Source organism: Paenibacillus sp. Root444D2, assembly GCF_001426375.1.
GTDB lineage: Bacteria > Bacillota > Bacilli > Paenibacillales > NBRC-103111 > Paenibacillus_E.
Genome location: NZ_LMEO01000010.1, coordinates 69,072 through 86,182, shown reverse-complemented (window position 1 = coordinate 86,182; position 17,111 = coordinate 69,072). Strand labels below are relative to the sequence as shown.

Genomic DNA, 17,111 nt, shown 5'->3' with positions numbered 1-17,111 from the left:
AAGGCAAGATAACATCTGTAGCCCGCTCAACCACAAGAAGCCTCAAACCCACTCATAAGTGGATTTAGAGGCTTCTTTTATTGGTTATGAGAGGAGTTAACTAACTCCCCTCAACAGCTTATTTAGTAATAGTAACGAGGCTGCTCCTGAAGCTCAGACCGTCTTTGCAAGAAGCGGTAAAAGGCGCTGGCCGCCTGTGCTTTCGTCACTTCTTGCTGAGGTACGAATTGTCCATCGTCTAGTGACATAATGTTCAGCCCCACTACAATAGCTGCATCCCCAACATGCTTAAGCTTAGCAGCATCTGTGAAATTGCCATTGAAGATACCGTCGAACTTCGTCAGGCTCTTGTAGCCAAGCGCCTTCACGATCAGCTGTGCCATTTCTTCACGATTCATAGCTGCTTCTGGATTAAATTCAGCACCTACATCTAGTAAACCGCGATCAACCGCATTTTCAACATAGGCAAAATAAGGAGAAGATTTGCTCACATCGGCAAATGATGCCTTCCGTTCTGCCCCGTAATAAATACCACCGTTACCGCCATTCATGGCAATAACGAGCATTTTGACTAACTCACCGCGTTGAATGGTTTGGTCTGGATTCACTTTGCCATCCTTCACGTCCAGCGCTTGATAATCAAGCATAAGCTGAAGCTCATTTTTAGCCCAGTGATTGTCAATGTCGCTTACTGTCACTTTGTCCAAGGACATTACATCACCTGTTTCACTATTCCGCCATTGACCGGTTTGCGCATCCAAAAGGAAAGGTTCACGGTTGAACTTAGGAACGAGTGAATAGACAAGCTTTGCATCTAATTTCCCGTCTGTCTTCAGATCCATGGATTGCGGGACATCCCCAGCTGCCACCATCACTCTGTATTTCTCCAGGGGAATTCCACCGATGAACCCGCTGCCTTCGGCCACATAATTTAACTTGATGTCAAACTGCGCGAGCCAAAGATCCTTGGCTTTATCAATGGCCAGCACCTGCGGCTTTTGCTGTGGATAAGGCAGATTGCTGATGGAGTAGTGATAACCAACAATTTGGCCGGTCACACGATCGATACTTACCGTTACTTCTTCATTCCCGGCATTTACACCATCGATCACGCGTTTAAAACTAATATCCCAATTGCGCATATGCTTCAGCTGATCTTCGGAATAATTTTTAGCCGATTGTACTTGAAGCGACAACTGATCGGTATAAGCAGGAAGCTGCTTTTTCACAAAATCAACACCGGTTGTTATCGCATCTTCCAAAGCAATTTTACCTTCTATCTCTTTATCGGCGTCAGGTCCGTAAGGGATGTAGCTGTTGAAATTTGTAATCTCTCCTGTCTTGCTGTTCACGCTAGCCCATGCGCCTTTACCGACGATTTTAACTTTGGAATCCTTCTCAGACGCCTCATTCCAACTTAAATTCCAATTTGAGATGGTTTCCCCTGTTTCAGGGTTGGTCGATTCATTATAGGATGCTTCTTGGATTTTGTAGTCGGAGGACAGGTTGAAAACCGTTGTCACCTTCTTAATCGCCTCTTCCTTAGTCAGGTCCAAGGTAGCAGGCGGCTTAGCAGCCAGTGGCTTGTCGGTTAAGGGCTTATTCCCCTCAGCATCTTCCATCCCTTTGACGGGGCTCCAGACCTCACCAGTTTCTGCATTCAAGGAAAAGCCGCCCAGCATGTAAGAAATAATCGGCAATTTCTTGCCTTTGGCACCGTATGGAATCTGGTAAAGCAAAGAAAGATTCGCCTTATCGCGGAACATTTGGGCAGCTTTCTCCTTAGAAATCGGCGTTACATTTTGCTGAAACGCGACATTGTCATCCCAGTTATAGTTATAATTCGTAACCTGTCCTTCCCCATTGACGACCACACTAATACCATTGGGAGCAAAGGGCACACCGCCAACAGATCGATCGAACCGAATATTGTACTGATAATTACCATTCAGCGGCGTTCGAAATGCATTTTCCTCTGAATCATTATAAACAAGCTCCTTCTGCTTCTCTGGGTTCACTTTGCCAATAAAGGCAGAAGCGGCGTCCTTGGCAGCTTTGAAATCCACCTTCGGCGGATAGCTTGGTTTGTGCTCAGGGTCATTGTCATTCATGGAAAAGGAGGTCAACGTTCCGTCCAATCCGTTAATCGATACGTTTAAGGAACCGTAATTCCGATCTTTCACCATTTTGGTGTAATTAATGTTCCACGTCGGGATATTCCGGCCATTCATGCTGTAATAAGCATTTAGACTAATAGATTGAAATGTATAGCCTTCCGGCACCGTTATGTAGGTCTTAGCTCGTTCAATGGCTTGTTCTTTGGTAATTTTGGCATCCAACTGCTTATCATCTTTTCCGGGAAATGCAGGTAGCGTGGGAGCTATGGACGTACTTCCTACAGCAGCTTCAGCCCAAACCCCAGGCGCAGCAGTGAGCAGCAGTGTCGATGCGAGTACCAATGTTCCTGCTTGTTTGATTAATTTCAAAGTCATCTTCCTCCTCAACTTTTTACGTTCCTCAAAACAGCTTTAATTCTTTAGAAGCATAGAGATTCCATAATAATCCTTGACGTATAAAACTGGAAAAAAGTTGCTTTAGGAAACTCGATTACTGCTATATATTTTTATTTACACGAAATGTCACTAGATCGAAACGATTTAAGGCTAAAAAACTAGGATTACTCAACAAAAAACACATATCTGAGCACCCTTTTATCGAATGCCAAACATGTGTAAAATTTCACTGCAATTATTACTACAACAGGTTATGGCTCATCTTGATTGGCTGTTCTCTTTGCTAAGTGTATGCATTAAATCCTGCATTTCACCTTGCGTCAAATTCCGCCATTTACCAACCTTCAAATTGCCCAGATGGATATGCATGATCCGAACCCTCTGCAGACGCACCACCCGATACCCGAACGCTTCGCACATCCGGCGAATTTGGCGGTTAAGCCCTTGTGTGAGAATGATTCGGAAAACGCGGTCACCAACTTGGTAAATCTCACAAGGCTTCGTCATCGTGCCCAGAATTCGGACCCCGCTAGCCATTCCTTGCAAAAACATCGGTGTAATCGGTCGATTGACCGTCACGATGTATTCTTTATCATGGTTGTTCTCCGCGCGCAGAATCTGGTTCACAATATCTCCGTTATTGGTCAGAAGGATAAGCCCTTCGGAATCTTTATCCAGTCTGCCGATCGGAAAAATGCGCTCTGAATGCCCGACGAAATCAACAATGTTGCCTCTGATATGCGCCTCTGTTGTACTTGTAATCCCCACAGGCTTATTAAGTGCAATATAAACATGCTCCTTCTTCTCGCCAATCGGTCGACCATCGACCCGAACTTCATCCCCAGGGCCAACGACACTCCCCAGTCCGGCAACCTCACCATTAATCGTAACGCGCTTCGCCTCTACCCACTTGTCCGCTTCCCGTCTGGAGCAAACACCGGTTTCGCTAATAAATTTATTAATTCTCATGCTTGGGAAATTCCCTTCTATGCCGTAATTAAGTACCTACTATTATGCTGGATTCGCTTACTCGGTTCAAGTAGCGTTCAAAGGGGTCGATGCAGGGAACATATTGTAATAGATTCCTACCCCATCTGAACAAAGGGATGGGGTATCTATCATGGAAGAGAATACGAGCACGAGCTCTTTTTGGTATGCGAGGAAATTTCCTCCCTCAGTGTGATAAGCGTATAATAATGATAACCATTAACGAAACAAGGGGGAACCACCGTGCATATTCTCATACTAGGATCCACAGGTAGAGTAGGAAGAAGAATTTTGGAAAAAGCACTAGCGGACGGACACGAAGTCACTGCACTCGTTCGAAGCCTAGAGAAGCTCAAAGGGATTCACTCCGAAGGCTTAACTATTCTTCAAGGGGACGCTCGTAACGGTGTAAATCTACTGGCTGCCCTCCGCGGGGCGGAGCTGGTCATAAGCTGCCTCGGCACCGATGGCGGCACGGTGCTGACCGAGTTTACGCCTCATCTCATTGAGGCTATGAAGACACACGGCGTAAGCCGAATAGTCACTGTCGGTACAGCCGGCATCCTGCAAAGCAGAGAGCATCCCGGCTTGCTGCGCTATGAGGCGCCGGACTCCCGGCGCTCATCAACGCGGGCGGCCGAAGAGCACCGCAGAGCGTGGGAGCAGCTCGCCGCCTCGGGATTAAGTTGGACAGTCGTCTGTCCAACTTATTTACCCGACGGCGAGCCACAGGGACAGTACCGCGCCGAGCGGGACTATTTGCCCGAAGGCGGGATGTCCATCTCCGTGGGCGACACCGCGGCTTTCACCTACCGAGTCGCTCTCGCGGGAGAGTATGTGGGGTGTCGTGTGGGGATTGCTTATTAGTGGAGCGGAGCAGGGCAGAACGGAGCAGAACAGAACAGAGCGGAAAAGAACAGAGCAACAGAGCAAACAAAATATAACACACGTTTTGCTGCGTCCTTGGTTGTGAGTGATTTATGGTTGGTGCAAAGCAATCTATGCCCAAGAGACGTAATGCTGAAACAATTACTTACCCATCCGTGTGATTGTTGTACTTCGTACAACTTTAGACAAGCTAATCCTCTGTTATCCGCACGATTGTTGCAAAAAATACAACAATTTTAGCCTAAAGTAGCTCTATAGCCTATAAACGGACTAAATTGTTGCAGCATTTACAACAATCTGAGCTTTCCAAGCAGAAATCAAGGAAATTGTTGTACGCAGTACAACTTGCCTTGCCTTATTAACTTCTTCACCACACCCCCTCAACCAAAAATTCTGTAAAAAAAGACGGATGGAAGCCAGTTAAATCAGCCTTCCATCCGTCTTTTTTTTGTACGAACAACTAGTACCCTCTGCTTCTCCCCTTCGCCAATGCCTGGATGTTGATCCATGAAACAACGATCCCAATCACACGGAAAAGGTACCCCGCTACAGGAATAAAACTCAAGAAAGCCATAGCAATATTGATGACCGTCTTTGTCGTGGTCCCATTGCTTGTAAGTATGGCAAAAACCAGGTTGACAAACACGAGCGGGATCACCCACGAGCACGACCACAAATATACAAACGGAATAAGACCAAGCAAGTATCCGACAGCAATAGCAATTTCGGACAGCAGCTGAAGCAAGTTTAATATTCGAATCGTTTCTGGACGCATGATGCTCCTCCATTTCAAATAGGGAAATATTTCTTATTGTAGCATAGCGCCGACAGATAGTCTTTAGTGCGGTTAAATAGCCTCGTCCGTAGTGGAGTTCATTCTAGTTCAGATGCTGCAACAGGCTGTTTCCCTTTTATATTGCGTGTCTAAAGCATACGTAGTATGATTATAATAACAAAGAGACGGTGCGGCCAACACCATCTCCTGCACAGACTTGGGTGTGAATACCCTCCGGGTAGTAACGCAGAGCAGTAACCCACTAGGCCTTCAACCTAAGAGTGGGTTACTTTCGTTTATCGATGTATGTCAATAGCGCCAGTATAAAGCTACCGAACGCAAGCATGATTACAATCGTTTGGAAAGTTTCCATGGCATCACCCTCCTTTCTGGAGGAGAATGCTCACCCAAGGTTGTCCTGTACTAACTTAATATATCATACAAAGTCTACCATTCGGTAGGCTTTTTCTTTACCTCAATTTCCTAAAGGGTAGTGAAACTATTGCTGATCAAATGCAAGAAATACGCAACCATGCTGTACGATCAATGATACGATGACAGCAACATTTCATTTACCGTTTCTCAGAAAAGCCAAAGCCAGCCTCCGGACAATAGGTCCGACGGCTGGCTCCCTGCCCTACAACATGCTGCGCACTTCACTTTCAGCGGCCGAGGCCGTTTCCGGATGTCCCTGCTGCAGCTGGTACATCTGATAGTACCGACCGAGGAGCCCCATCAGCTCCTCGTGATTGCCGCGCTCGACGATCTCGCCATGGTCGAGCACAAGAATCTGGTCGGCGCTTTTAATCGTCGACAGACGGTGGGCAATGATGAAGGTGGTCCGCCCCTTCGATAGCACTTCGAGCGCGGCCTGAATAATGGCCTCGGTCTCTGTGTCGATGGAAGCCGTCGCCTCATCGAGGATCAAAATCGCCGGGTCGAACGCCAGCGCCCGGGCAAAAGAAATCAGCTGCCGCTGTCCGGCAGACAGCGTGCTGCCCTTCTCAATCACGGGCTCATCGATGCCGTGCGGCAAGCTCTTGAACATCTCATCTGCGCCAACTTCGCGCAGAGCAGCCTCCACCCGTTCCCGGGTGATGGACGGATCGTCCAGGCTAACATTGGACGCGATCGTCCCTGTGAACAGGAACGGATCTTGCAGCACGATGCCCATATGCTGACGCAGCAGCTGTTTGGGCATCTCCCGCACATCGCGGCCGTCCACCGTGATCCGGCCTTCGTTCACATCGTAGAAGCGGAAGAGCAGGTTCAAGATCGAGCTTTTGCCCGATCCGGTATGTCCGACAAGCGCCACCGTCTGCCCTTGCTTGGCCTCGAAAGTGATGTCCTTGAGCACATCCTCCCCTTCTTTGTAGGCGAAGCGAACATGCTCGAACTTCACATTGCCTAGATAGCGAACCGATTTCTCCGCAGCCACGTCGATGCCCTGCTCATCAAGCAGCTCGAATACACGGTCAGCGGATACTAGCGCACGCTCCAAATTCGGCAATTGGTTGACAATCCCGACCATCGGATGAAACATCCGATTCAGATAATCGACGAAAGCGTACAGTACACCGACGGTAATCAACGTGTTGATTGAACTGCCCCCGACATACCAGATCAAACCGAAGAAGAACAAATTCCGGACCACATTCATCAGGTTATGAGAGGTCAGCGAGTTCAAGCTAAGCAATTTATTCTGATATTTTGTATATTCATCGTTTAATTGCTCAAATTCTTGGATCGTTTCCTTTTGCCGGCGAAAAGCTTGAATGATCGTCATGCCTTGAATTGCCTCATTGATCATCCCATTGATCGAGCCAATCCGTTCCCGAATTTCATGATTATAGAAGGAGGCATATTTACGGTAAACAAGGATCCATATATATAGCAGCGGAATAACCGGAAGTGTGAATAAAGCCAATCTGTAATCTAGAACGAATAAAGCCGCGATGATGCCCACGATATAGATCGTACCTGTAAAAAAGTTCGCAAGCACCTGTACATACAGATCCCTGACTGACTCCGTATCATTTGTAATCCTCGATACAATTTTACCCGCAGGCTGATTATCAAAATAGTTGATCGGCAGTCGCTGAATTTGTGCAAAAACATCACTTCTCATGCGTTGAATAATCCGATTCGCCGCCGATTGAAGTAAATATTTTTGTCCATAGGTAAAGCCTGCACCAATAATGATTAGCAGTAAATATAAGCCTGCAAGCTTCATTAGACTGTTAAATTCCGGTTTATAGAACGTGTAAAGCTCTTGAATACTCAGTTTCTTAACCGCATACTCCGCTTTTTCCGTCCCCTGTGTAATTGAAAGCTTACCATCTTCGGCTAGCTTGCGTACGCCATCAAAGGCGATCGGCTGATCCACCCATACGAACTGGCTGCCCACCTGCAAAATGCGAACTTCCTTCCCTTTCGGCTCGCCTTCTGCGAAGTTGTCGCTTCGTTTATATAAAATCCCATTCGCCGGGACTGCCTTGCCAGTCTGCGTCGCAGATGTTGTCTCGTACCACGGCTTCTCGATACCGAGAATGTGTGTATCAATCATCTGTCTCGCGATAAAAGGTCCTGCCAGCTCCGTAGCCACCGCGATCGATAAGAATAACAGTGCAATGAGCAGGGGCTTCTTGAATAACGCCGCGTATTGAAATAATCGCTTTCCTGTCTGTTTCAGGGTTCTCACCTTCTTTTCATCGGATATCTATTTACTAAACCTTCGTCTGCTCTTCTAACTGCTGACGGTCATACTGCTCTTTATACCAGCCGCCGAGTGCGACAAGCTGCTCATGCGTACCTTCTTCCACGATATACCCCTCATCCAGCACAAGAATCCAATCCGCGTGTTGAACAGCGGAGAGTCGGTGCGTTGTGATGAGTGTCGTTTTGCCAGCTCGTTCCGACCGGATGCCGCGAATGATTTCAGCCTCTGTTTTGGCGTCCACCGCAGATAGCGCGTCATCCAGCATGAGAATTTCGGGGTCTACATAAAGTGCCCGTGCGATCGAAACGCGCTGTTTCTGGCCGCCGGATAAGGCAACGCCTTTTTCACCTACCAACGTTTGAAGACCTTCCGGTAAGAACTCTACGTCCTTGCGGAAAGCGGCTAGCTCAAGTGCCTGCAATAGCTCTTCCTCGGTTCCTTGGCTGCGTCCAAACATAATGTTCTCTTTCACTGTTTTGGAGAAAAGAATCGGCTCTTGCGGCACGTAACCCATCCAGCCATGAAGAGTGTCAATGGTTAACTTCTCGATTGGCGTTTCCGATATAGCAATCGCACCTTGACCTAATGGATACTCTCTCAGCAGCTGTTTAAGCAGCGTTGTTTTGCCGCTTCCAGTACGTCCTACAATTCCGAGCGTCTGTCCACGCTGTAGATGAAAATTAATATTCACCAAGTTATCAATAGAAGAAGAAGGATAGCGGAAGGTTACTTCTTTAAAACTAATCGAATTCGGCAGCAGCAGTGTCGTCGCTTTTGGGTCTTCTTTTACATCCGGCTTGTAACCAAGTGTTTCATTAACCCGATCAAGGGAGGCATTCCCGCGCTGCATAATGTTCATCAACTCGCCAATTGCGAACATCGGCCAGATTAGCATCCCAAGGAATGTATTGAAGGACACGAGCTCTCCGAGAGTCAGTTCACTGTGAAACACTAAATATCCGCCGTAACATAATCCGATTAAGTAGGAAATGCCTACTAGGATTTTGACCGTTGGTTCAAAAAGGGCGTCGATCACCGCAACCGCAATATTTTTGCGATATACATCGTCTGTCATTGTTTTGAAGCTTTGTTCACTGGCTTTCTCTTGTACAAAAGCGCGAATAACGCGAACCCCGGCTATCGTCTCCAACACCCGATCATTCATTTCTCCAAAAGCATTCTGAGCGAGCAAGAATCTCTCGTGGATACGCCCCCCATAGATCGTAATCGCAACTGCCATAATCGGCAGCGGGAGAATCGAAGCGAGAGTCAGCTTCCAGCTAATAAAGAAGCCCATCATACTTAGGATGGTAAGCATAAATAACGTCGAGTCTACGAAGGTCAAAATCCCAAAGCCCGCTGTCGTCGACACCGCTTGCAGGTCATTCGTTGCTCTCGCCATCAGATCACCCGTGCGATTGCGCTCATAGAAGGTAGGCGTCATCCGCAGCAGCTGCCTCATCAACCGAGACCGAAGAATACGTTCCAGTACGAATGCTCCGCCAAATAGCTGATACAGCCAGACGTAGGATAACCCATACCCAGCTACAATTAACGCCCCCCAAAAAGCGAGCAATTGGATCAATTTACTGCCAGTCAAAGTTCCCATGTGTATACCATCAATCGCGTAGCCAATCAATTTCGGTGGAATTACATCAATGATTCCAACAATAATAAGCAGTCCAATAGCGATCGTATAACGAATCCAATTCATCCGGAAATACCAAGCTAACTTTTTTAATACCGTAAACATGTAATGATGTCACTCCTCTCAAATGGTGCTGTCCAAAATGACCTAAATCCACACAAAAAAGGCACACCGCACGCAGCGATATGCCTTCTATGAAACAGAAAAGCGCTCGTTACGAACTTCTTCGTAACCCGCGCTTTTAATTAGCGTATGTGAAGGGGCGGCAGCAGCCGAACAAGCACAAATCATGCGCTTCCGGCTAACAATCGGGTTACAAAATATGAAATTGTATGGTTTTTATTTGTAAATCTGCGATGGGCAATAGGATCCATAACCATATCAATCATTTTTGAAACCCTCCTTTAGTGTTGTTGTAAGTAGGCTTGCATTCGTAACTGTTTTCTTTTCCAAAAGTTGTATATTCGTGCTTACAGAGGTGATCTTAACATCCTTGACGAGTCTGTGTCAACCGGATAGAAAGACTATAAACGAACTATCTTACCTCGACATTTCGGATGCATTTACTCGCCTTTTAACCCCTTTGAATTGTCACACATGTTTCAAAATATGGCGGCATATCCATAGTATATAGGTTCATAGCGCATAGGGCCAACGCTTACCAAGGATAAACGACTCCGTCATCCTTCTGGGACGAGTGCGTTTGTCAAGACTGATGACGCGAAGTGTAATAAAACTTATACTTTCTTATCTACGAAGATAGCTATCCTACGGAAAGCTTTAAGGGGAGTGGATGTGCATGGTCGATCAAGTGTTTGCTCTGATGGGTTGGATTGTCGTTTTTGGAGTTATTATTGGTGGAGTCATCGCAGGCATCGCGCGCTTTGTCGAAAGGGATTCGATACAGTACGATATGATATTTTTGTGGGAACATCGTTATACACTGGAGGAGCTGGAGTTGGTTCGGGACAAGTAGCTCTGACTCTGACCATTCATAACAAAAAAAGGGCTATCCACAAGGCTGCAAGCCTCTGGTTAGCCCTTTTCATTATTTCGCTGGTGCTACTGTAGCCGCTGGTGCAGTGGATGCTCCTGGTGATGCAGCTGGAACAGCCGTCTTCGCCGGAACCGGTTTATGTACCATTTGTCCGCCAATGTGCCCTGTATAGCCAACAAGGATAACTGCCGCGAGTGAACCAACCAAGTAGATTGGGTTACGACCCAATTCTTTCTTTTTCCAGATCAGTAAGCCAACACGTACAATCGCCAACACGATTGACAAAAACATCGTTAATTTCGCATAAAACTCATGCGGAACCACTAGTGGATTACGCCATGGTGATGGACCTGTTAGGACACTTGCGATAGCCCCAAGCGCACCCACAACTAGGCAAAGCATGCCAGCGGAGTGCCATTCGCGTTTTTTCGCGATAAGTGCGATTAAGTCAAAAATAAAGCTAAAAACAAGAAGTGCGATGGGTACATGTGTTACGATGTAGTGTAAATTTTTCAAGATATAATCCATTAATCTCTCTCCCCCATATTAAAAGCTATGTACGATTTCACACTACAAAGTGTAGTTTTGGATATCCGAAAAGTCAAGACTTTTCTGCATTTTTTGTCGAAGCCCGTCAACTTATCTGACACGGCTCCGACTGCTACATGTAATCCATTAGTATCAAGGTATCCTATCTTAGATAAGTCCCACAAGTAAAATAATTGTTAAGAGCGAAATGAGCAGCCGAACGAAGGGCCATTTGAATGAGATTTTCATCTGTGGATCGAGAATATGCATGATGCGTACATTCATTGATGTTTCTGCGAATGAGGCGTGGGATAAGGATACATGCGGTGCTGGTGCTTGTTTGAGTAGTTTTAGGAGAGCACTGCCTAGATGTGCAGACTGGTTCATTTGTGTAATGGCATACTTGTCTGCCCGAAGTTCAATCATAATGGGGTATTTATCTGCCATCCAAGCGAATATCGGAATGTACCACATCGACTTGGATATCATCGTAAGCAGGAAGATCGCGAGTGGATCTCTGTGCCTCATATGGCACTTCTCATGCTCGATAACGGCGCGCAGCTCGTTAGGTTCCAGCATGTCCATAAGCCCGGAAGATAAAATCACCCGCGGCTTCCATAGTCCTATCGTCATCGCGATGGGAGCTTTGTATGAAATGATTTGGAATTGACCTTCGCCAAGCTGAAATTTATTGCGGTACTGCTCTGATAAATGAGCGTCTCGATACATCTCTACGAGCTTCATCGCTTTAATGGAGCCGAGGGCATGCCGGGCCGAGATCCAAAGGATTGCAATAAACGAGTAAAGGATAAGAGCGTTCACCATATTCCAAGCAATGGGTGCAGGGACATGAAGATCTTTGAATAAAATAACACACAAATCAAATATATTATATAACGATTTCCATTTAAAAATATGTTGAAGAGCAAAGAGTAACATCTGTCCTAAAATAGCCCCCGATAACGCAAGTGACGCCGCATATAACCATTTAAAACGTGTCTCCATCATTGTTATCGATCCTTTTTGATATCTTTAATTTTTTGTTCCAGCTTGTCAAGCAGATCGGGGTCTACTTTATCAAGCGCATCCACCATATGGGTGACTGCCAAAGAACCAAATTCTTCGATAAGGTCAAAAGTAAGCTCTTTGGATTGGGTTTCCATGAACTCATCTCTCGTAACGACGGGTTTATACTTAAACGATCTTACAACGGATTTCTTTTGCAGAATTCCTTTGTCTACCAAGCGATTCATAACGGTCATTACGGTATTAAAATTAATGATTTTAGCTTGATCCAACTTCTGTTGGACATCTTTAATCGTCATTTCAAGGGAGTTGGTCCAGAGAATTTCCATAATCTTTGCTTCTAAGGGGCCGAAAAAGCGGTTAAGTCCGCTTCCTTCATATTTAAAGTTTTGCATTTTCATTATAGTCACACTCCTTACATAAGAAATTGTAGATCGGGGTAGATGTGAAGTCAAGATCTACCCAAGTTTGGTAAGCGACAGGCTTTGACAGCTGGATAGAAAAGACGTATAATACTTACATATAGTAAGTAATTAAATATTTTATAGTAAAGGGGCTGCTACTATGAAAATCCAAGTATTTTCAGCTGAGCAACAGGGCGTTGGCGCTTTTGACGGAGGAAAGTTCCTGGAACAACGAGCTATCAGCTTTCCAGGAGAGAAAACGGCTGTTGACCGCGTCGGTTCCTTATTCTACTGGGCATGGGGCAAAGCTTCCGAAGTCTCGGAGATCGGTATGCATCCTCATAAAGCGTTCGAAATTGTCACCTATGTCATTGATGGTCTCGTAGAACACAAAGATTCCCTTGGTTCCTTGGAAACAGTGACAAACGGCGGTGCGCAAGTCATTCAAGCCGGTTCCGGCGTTTATCACGCGGAGGCGTTCCGCAAAGCAGGCAGCGAAGCGATGCAAATCTGGTTCGAGCCTCACCTTAGTGAGACCGTGAAAAAGCCAGCCACTTACCATCAATATGACCATGAGAAATTCTCAATTAGCCAAAATGGTGGAACAACGATGAAAACCGTAATAGGCGGAGATTCTCCAATTAAGCTCGATGCGGACGTTAATATGTACGATTGGACCCTTGAGCCTGGTTCCGAGTTCAGCTACACACTTACGCCAAGCCGCCCGCTAGCCTTCCTCGTTATTCAAGGGCAGGGTACAAGTGAAATCGCCGCGGAGAAGCTTCAAGCATGGTCCCACAAAGACTTCGCGATAGTCCAAGCTACTACTGAAGGTGAAGCTCTTCACCTGAGAGCTGATAGCAATCAAGGCCTGCGTATCATAGCTATTGAAGTGCCGGAAGATCCGGGCTATACGTTATATCATAAATAAGCAGCAGATAAGCAAGGAGATAAGTAGCAGAAACGCAACAGCCCCGTTCCTTTGTAGGAATCGGGGCTGTTTATATTATTGGTTACTCTGGAGCCTTGCCTTTTCATCGTTTAGTGATTGGACGGCTTGCTGCACGGCTGGTGAATCAGATTGATCCGTCGCCTGCTCTAGCGCTCTTTCCGCATGAGTGATTGAATTCTGGGCCTCTTCGGTCGTCTGCGACGTTGGATGAGACATCGCACGAGAAACGGCTGCGTGAACATTCTCCACCGAATTTTGCGCTGAGGATATCGGATTTTGTGATTGTAGACTTGAATCAGGCTGTGTCATGGTGATTAATTTCCTCCTCTGGGGTTAATTCGTTACACCCGCTATGTTGAGGCATTTACTCACATTTTATACCTTCTATTTGATTCTCTTCCCTCTAAGCCTCGTCTAAAAGCCGCGAAAAGAACAAAGGATATACTGGCGCCAAGCCCATTCAATATCACATCATCGACATCAAAGCTGCCTACCCGCAGCAGCATTTGCAACAATTCCAAGCCTACAAGAGGACATCCGAAGTACAGGAGGAATGTACCGTAACGTATTGCGGAGCGAAATAAATAAGGTAGTAAAAAACCATAAGGAAGGAAGACTCCAATATTGCCAAACAAATTGATGATCCAAGTCCGGTTAGAAAACGAATCAACATGCAGCACATACATACGGATTGTCCGAAAAGGGACAACATTGTAAGCAAGTAGACCTGTAGTGTGCATATGCCGCCCGAAGCCTTGAAACATCCAATATAGCAAAATGCTCGTGTAGCCTATGAAAAGCAGCCAGATGAGTATCCGAGCGAGCTTGATATTCATGTGTTAGTATCCCCTTTATGAATCCAGCTAAGGTTAGCAAAGAAACCTCCCTTCAGCCTGGACCGATGAGAGGTTTCTAGATTAGCGCAGCTCTATTTTTTCACACCATCTAAAAATTTGAGCGACTCAAAAGCCTTATTGAGCCGAGCCTGATTGGCTTCGGTGCGGACCGCATCATCCATCCGGAGAGTTGCCGTGTAAGAAATATTATTTTGATTGAAAATATAGATCGTTTCCTTGTAAGGAATCTTGGCGCTTGCATAGCTGATCTCATACTTTTTGACTTTCACATCACCGAAAAGCGAGATTTCCTCATCGGTAAACGTATAGTCATTATCGTTATCGTGACTTTTCTTCTGAGCGGCATCTTCCTCTTTAACCATCTCATCGTAAGTCGTTTTCGTTTCTGCACCTACGCTTAAGTACCCGCCTGTGAAGAGGAACGTCTTATTCACTTGATCTTTGTTATCGTACGAGTTGCTGCTGGTCCAGATCTCTGGAATTTGCAGCGCGTATTTAAATTTCTCATTTTTGTAAGTTACTGTACGATTGGGATCCATGAGTTCATCCAGATCTTGAATGAAGCCAAGCTCTTGATCCATGCTGTCTTTGTCCACTTTGATCGTATCCGTTAAGGTTTTCAAGAGATCCTCTAGAGAAGCCCCCTCTTCTTCTTGCGGATAATTCACATCCACCTCATATTTGTACTTATCCTTAATAAAAAGGAGGGAAAAGCCTGCGCTCCACTTACTCCCTAGCGTACTCGCATAGGTCACTTTCAGAGCAGGCACACCGGCAAGAGTTAGCTCCTTGGGTTCTTCCATACTGCGGTATTTCGGGGCATATGAAGCTTCAAACTGCTTACGCTGCCGATCCGCCCACGCTCCCAATGTATCACTGGATGAGGCTGAGGTTACGCCGACATGAAGTATTTGGGAATAGTCATCATTAAAGAAAGAGGAGCCGCCCGTATAACCGCCTTGCTGCCAATTGGAGGGCAGATCAAAGGATAAGCCATACTCATTCGTGTAGGATGTATTGCCGCCAGAGTAGACTGAAATGTCTTTAAGCGACTCATCTTTTTCATTAAAGGAAAGCTTAAAGCTATCCAGCAGATCGTTGTAGCTATTCTGCTTAAAATTGTTATTGTAATGCTCTTTCGATACAAATAATTGCACCGTATATAAGTTGCCTTGGTGAAGGTATCCACGGGTCTGGATATAGCCTTCATCCCCTGAACGACCGACAATTTTGGCATAGGGATTACCTTCACGCTTCACATACTGACGCTCCAAAATAGTTGAAGCCGCGCCGGAATAATCATCCTCATCATTACCGGCCAATCTGTTCAGAAGTGCCGAAGGTGACAGCTCGTCACTTTGATTGCTCTCCACTTTAATCGATAGGGAGAAATCCCCCTTGGCATCCACGAAACTGACGGAGTCGCCATCATCGGACTGATGACCTTTCACTAAGCCCGCCGGGTATTTCATGGACCAACCGTAGTGGCTATCGCCGATTTTCGTTTTGCCGCGGTCCGCATCCAAGTAAGAACCCTCAGCATCCTGCGAACTTTTCATTTCCTGTTGCTGAGCCTCTCCGAGTGTAACCGACTTCGATTTGGTAGCATTACCAGATTGAATGGTTATTTCGATCGTTTCACCCGGCAAATACTTCTTAATCGCCTCATTGTAATCCACCAGCGTCTTCACTTTACTTGCACCGATCGATACGAGTAGATCATCTTGCTGAATGCCAGCCCCTGCCGCTGGTGAATCGGGATCTACGTATGCAACTCTTAAGCCCGTAGAACTCGGTAAACCAACAACCGCTTCCCAGCTTTCTTCCAGCTCTAGACCGAGATAAGGGCGTTTTACCTTGCCGTAAAGCTGAAAATGCTTTAATACATATTTGACGGTATCCACTGGAATCGCGAACCCCAGATTTTCGACGCCGATATCCGCATATTTCATCGTATTAATACCAATGACTTCGCCGTTCATGTTGATCAAAGCGCCCCCGCTGTTACCAGGATTAATGGCCGCATCCGTCTGAATAAGCTGATATTGCGAGTTCACAGAGCGGTCAAGCCCGCTGACAATCCCAACAGTGACGGAGTTCCTAAGGGCAAAAGAAATCGGAGTCCCGATTGCCGCAACGGTTTCACCAACTTTAATATCAGAGGAAGAGGCGAATTTCGCAGGCGATAAGCCGCTTGCATCGATTTTGACCAAGGCTAAATCGCTCTCCTCGTCGATATTCGTTGCACGTCCGCTATAAGTTGTACCGTTCGACGTAACGACGACGATATTCTTCATATCCTTGACCACATGTGCATTCGTCACGATGACGCCATTCGATTCCACAATGACACCCGTGCCGTGTGCGAGATTAAAGCGGTTCTTGTCTAAGGATTTATCCGAATCAGATGAAGGCTTTCCGATAATGGCTACAACGGAAGGTGATGTCTTCTCAATGACCTTCGGAACCTCAGCATTCACTTCGGCTGCATAAGTTGGCGCAGGACCCTGAAGAGAAACAAGTAAGAAGGCTGCGAGCAGCACGGTGATCCCTTTTTTCGTAAAAGTATTCCAATTCCCCATTGTTGTGTTCCTCTCTTAACAAAAGATGGCAATAGCTAGAATCTAGCATAATTAAGATAGAGAAACAATACAAATATTTCCACAAAAAGAGGGCTTAATCGACATTCCGTTATGCGTTCGGGGTGTGTTTTCACCGATAATTGATCCTTGCGGATGAAGCCAACAACCGTAATCCCTAGATCCCAAGCCAAGCGAAGTGCCAGATCGGTCGGGGCAGATTTCGACAAAAGATTAG

General features: G+C 46.2%; 15 protein-coding genes and 1 pseudogene. 3 read left to right on the top strand and 13 right to left on the bottom strand.

Translation table 11 applies throughout. The features are described 5' to 3' along the window. Nucleotides 1-122 precede the first annotated feature (122 nt). Together ASD40_RS08155 and rluF are read right to left on the bottom strand one after the other, a co-directional pair. The gene (locus ASD40_RS08155; protein WP_057302813.1) at nt 123-2,486 is read right to left on the bottom strand and encodes an S-layer homology domain-containing protein; all 2,364 of its coding nucleotides are present in this window, start codon (nt 2,484-2,486) and stop codon (nt 123-125) included. A gap of 285 nt (nt 2,487-2,771) precedes the next feature. Continuing rightward, nucleotides 2,772-3,482 (bottom strand): 23S rRNA pseudouridine(2604) synthase RluF, encoded by a 711-nt coding sequence (gene rluF / locus ASD40_RS08150; RefSeq protein WP_057302812.1) that lies wholly within the window; start codon nt 3,480-3,482, stop codon nt 2,772-2,774. A 261-nt stretch (nt 3,483-3,743) separates the two neighbouring features. Between rluF and ASD40_RS08145 the strand changes: the two genes are divergently transcribed. Continuing rightward, complete coding sequence (locus ASD40_RS08145; RefSeq protein ID WP_057302811.1) at nt 3,744-4,367, top strand: NAD(P)-dependent oxidoreductase; 624 nt, start codon at nt 3,744-3,746, stop codon at nt 4,365-4,367. A gap of 481 nt (nt 4,368-4,848) precedes the next feature. Here the strand turns inward: ASD40_RS08145 and ASD40_RS08140 are convergent, their stop codons facing one another. The 4 genes from ASD40_RS08140 to ASD40_RS08130 all read right to left on the bottom strand — a co-directional run bounded on the left by ASD40_RS08140 (nt 4,849) and on the right by ASD40_RS08130 (nt 9,635). Further along, a complete protein-coding gene (locus ASD40_RS08140) occupies nt 4,849-5,163 on the bottom strand; it encodes a hypothetical protein (protein WP_057302810.1) in 315 nt (104 codons plus the stop codon). Between the two features lie 286 nt (nt 5,164-5,449). After that, complete coding sequence (locus tag ASD40_RS37115; RefSeq protein ID WP_156389939.1) at nt 5,450-5,536, bottom strand: putative holin-like toxin; 87 nt, start codon at nt 5,534-5,536, stop codon at nt 5,450-5,452. A 264-nt stretch (nt 5,537-5,800) separates the two neighbouring features. Continuing rightward, nucleotides 5,801-7,855 carry an ABC transporter ATP-binding protein gene (locus ASD40_RS08135; protein ID WP_057302840.1) on the bottom strand — a complete coding sequence of 685 codons (2,055 nt, stop codon included), beginning with the start codon at nt 7,853-7,855 and terminating at the stop codon, nt 5,801-5,803. Nucleotides 7,856-7,889: 34 nt separating this feature from the next. Then, nucleotides 7,890-9,635 carry an ABC transporter ATP-binding protein gene (locus tag ASD40_RS08130; RefSeq protein ID WP_057302809.1) on the bottom strand — a complete coding sequence of 582 codons (1,746 nt, stop codon included), beginning with the start codon at nt 9,633-9,635 and terminating at the stop codon, nt 7,890-7,892. 694 nt (nt 9,636-10,329) lie between these two features. Between ASD40_RS08130 and ASD40_RS37110 the strand changes: the two genes are divergently transcribed. Continuing rightward, nucleotides 10,330-10,506, top strand: coding sequence for a hypothetical protein (locus ASD40_RS37110; RefSeq protein ID WP_156389933.1), 177 nt, complete (start codon nt 10,330-10,332; stop codon nt 10,504-10,506). Between the two features lie 72 nt (nt 10,507-10,578). On the opposite strand, the gene ASD40_RS08125 is transcribed toward ASD40_RS37110, so the two are convergent. From ASD40_RS08125 to ASD40_RS08115, 3 genes are all read right to left on the bottom strand, one after another. Beyond that, on the bottom strand, nt 10,579-11,055 hold the full coding sequence (locus ASD40_RS08125) for a DUF2231 domain-containing protein (RefSeq protein ID WP_057302808.1): 477 nt from the start codon (nt 11,053-11,055) through the stop codon (nt 10,579-10,581). 168 nt (nt 11,056-11,223) lie between these two features. Next, nucleotides 11,224-12,063, bottom strand: coding sequence for a M56 family metallopeptidase (locus ASD40_RS08120; RefSeq protein WP_057302807.1), 840 nt, complete (start codon nt 12,061-12,063; stop codon nt 11,224-11,226). Between the two features lie 2 nt (nt 12,064-12,065). Then, a complete protein-coding gene (locus tag ASD40_RS08115; RefSeq protein WP_057302806.1) occupies nt 12,066-12,482 on the bottom strand; it encodes a BlaI/MecI/CopY family transcriptional regulator in 417 nt (138 codons plus the stop codon). 163 nt (nt 12,483-12,645) lie between these two features. On the opposite strand from ASD40_RS08115, the gene ASD40_RS08110 reads away from it, so the two are divergent. Continuing rightward, a complete protein-coding gene (locus ASD40_RS08110; RefSeq protein ID WP_057302805.1) occupies nt 12,646-13,416 on the top strand; it encodes a pirin family protein in 771 nt (256 codons plus the stop codon). A gap of 75 nt (nt 13,417-13,491) precedes the next feature. On the opposite strand, the gene ASD40_RS08105 is transcribed toward ASD40_RS08110, so the two are convergent. From ASD40_RS08105 to ASD40_RS36295, 4 genes and pseudogenes are all read right to left on the bottom strand, one after another. Further along, nucleotides 13,492-13,746 carry a hypothetical protein gene (locus ASD40_RS08105; RefSeq protein WP_057302804.1) on the bottom strand — a complete coding sequence of 85 codons (255 nt, stop codon included), beginning with the start codon at nt 13,744-13,746 and terminating at the stop codon, nt 13,492-13,494. Nucleotides 13,747-13,805: 59 nt separating this feature from the next. After that, nucleotides 13,806-14,273 (bottom strand): VanZ family protein, encoded by a 468-nt coding sequence (locus tag ASD40_RS08100; RefSeq protein WP_063870744.1) that lies wholly within the window; start codon nt 14,271-14,273, stop codon nt 13,806-13,808. Between the two features lie 92 nt (nt 14,274-14,365). Beyond that, a complete protein-coding gene (locus tag ASD40_RS08095) occupies nt 14,366-16,876 on the bottom strand; it encodes a trypsin-like peptidase domain-containing protein (protein WP_057302803.1) in 2,511 nt (836 codons plus the stop codon). Nucleotides 16,877-16,911: 35 nt separating this feature from the next. Next, nucleotides 16,912-17,106 (bottom strand): annotated as a pseudogene (locus ASD40_RS36295) (formate dehydrogenase accessory sulfurtransferase FdhD); the annotation flags it as partial. Nucleotides 17,107-17,111: the final 5 nt, after the last annotated feature.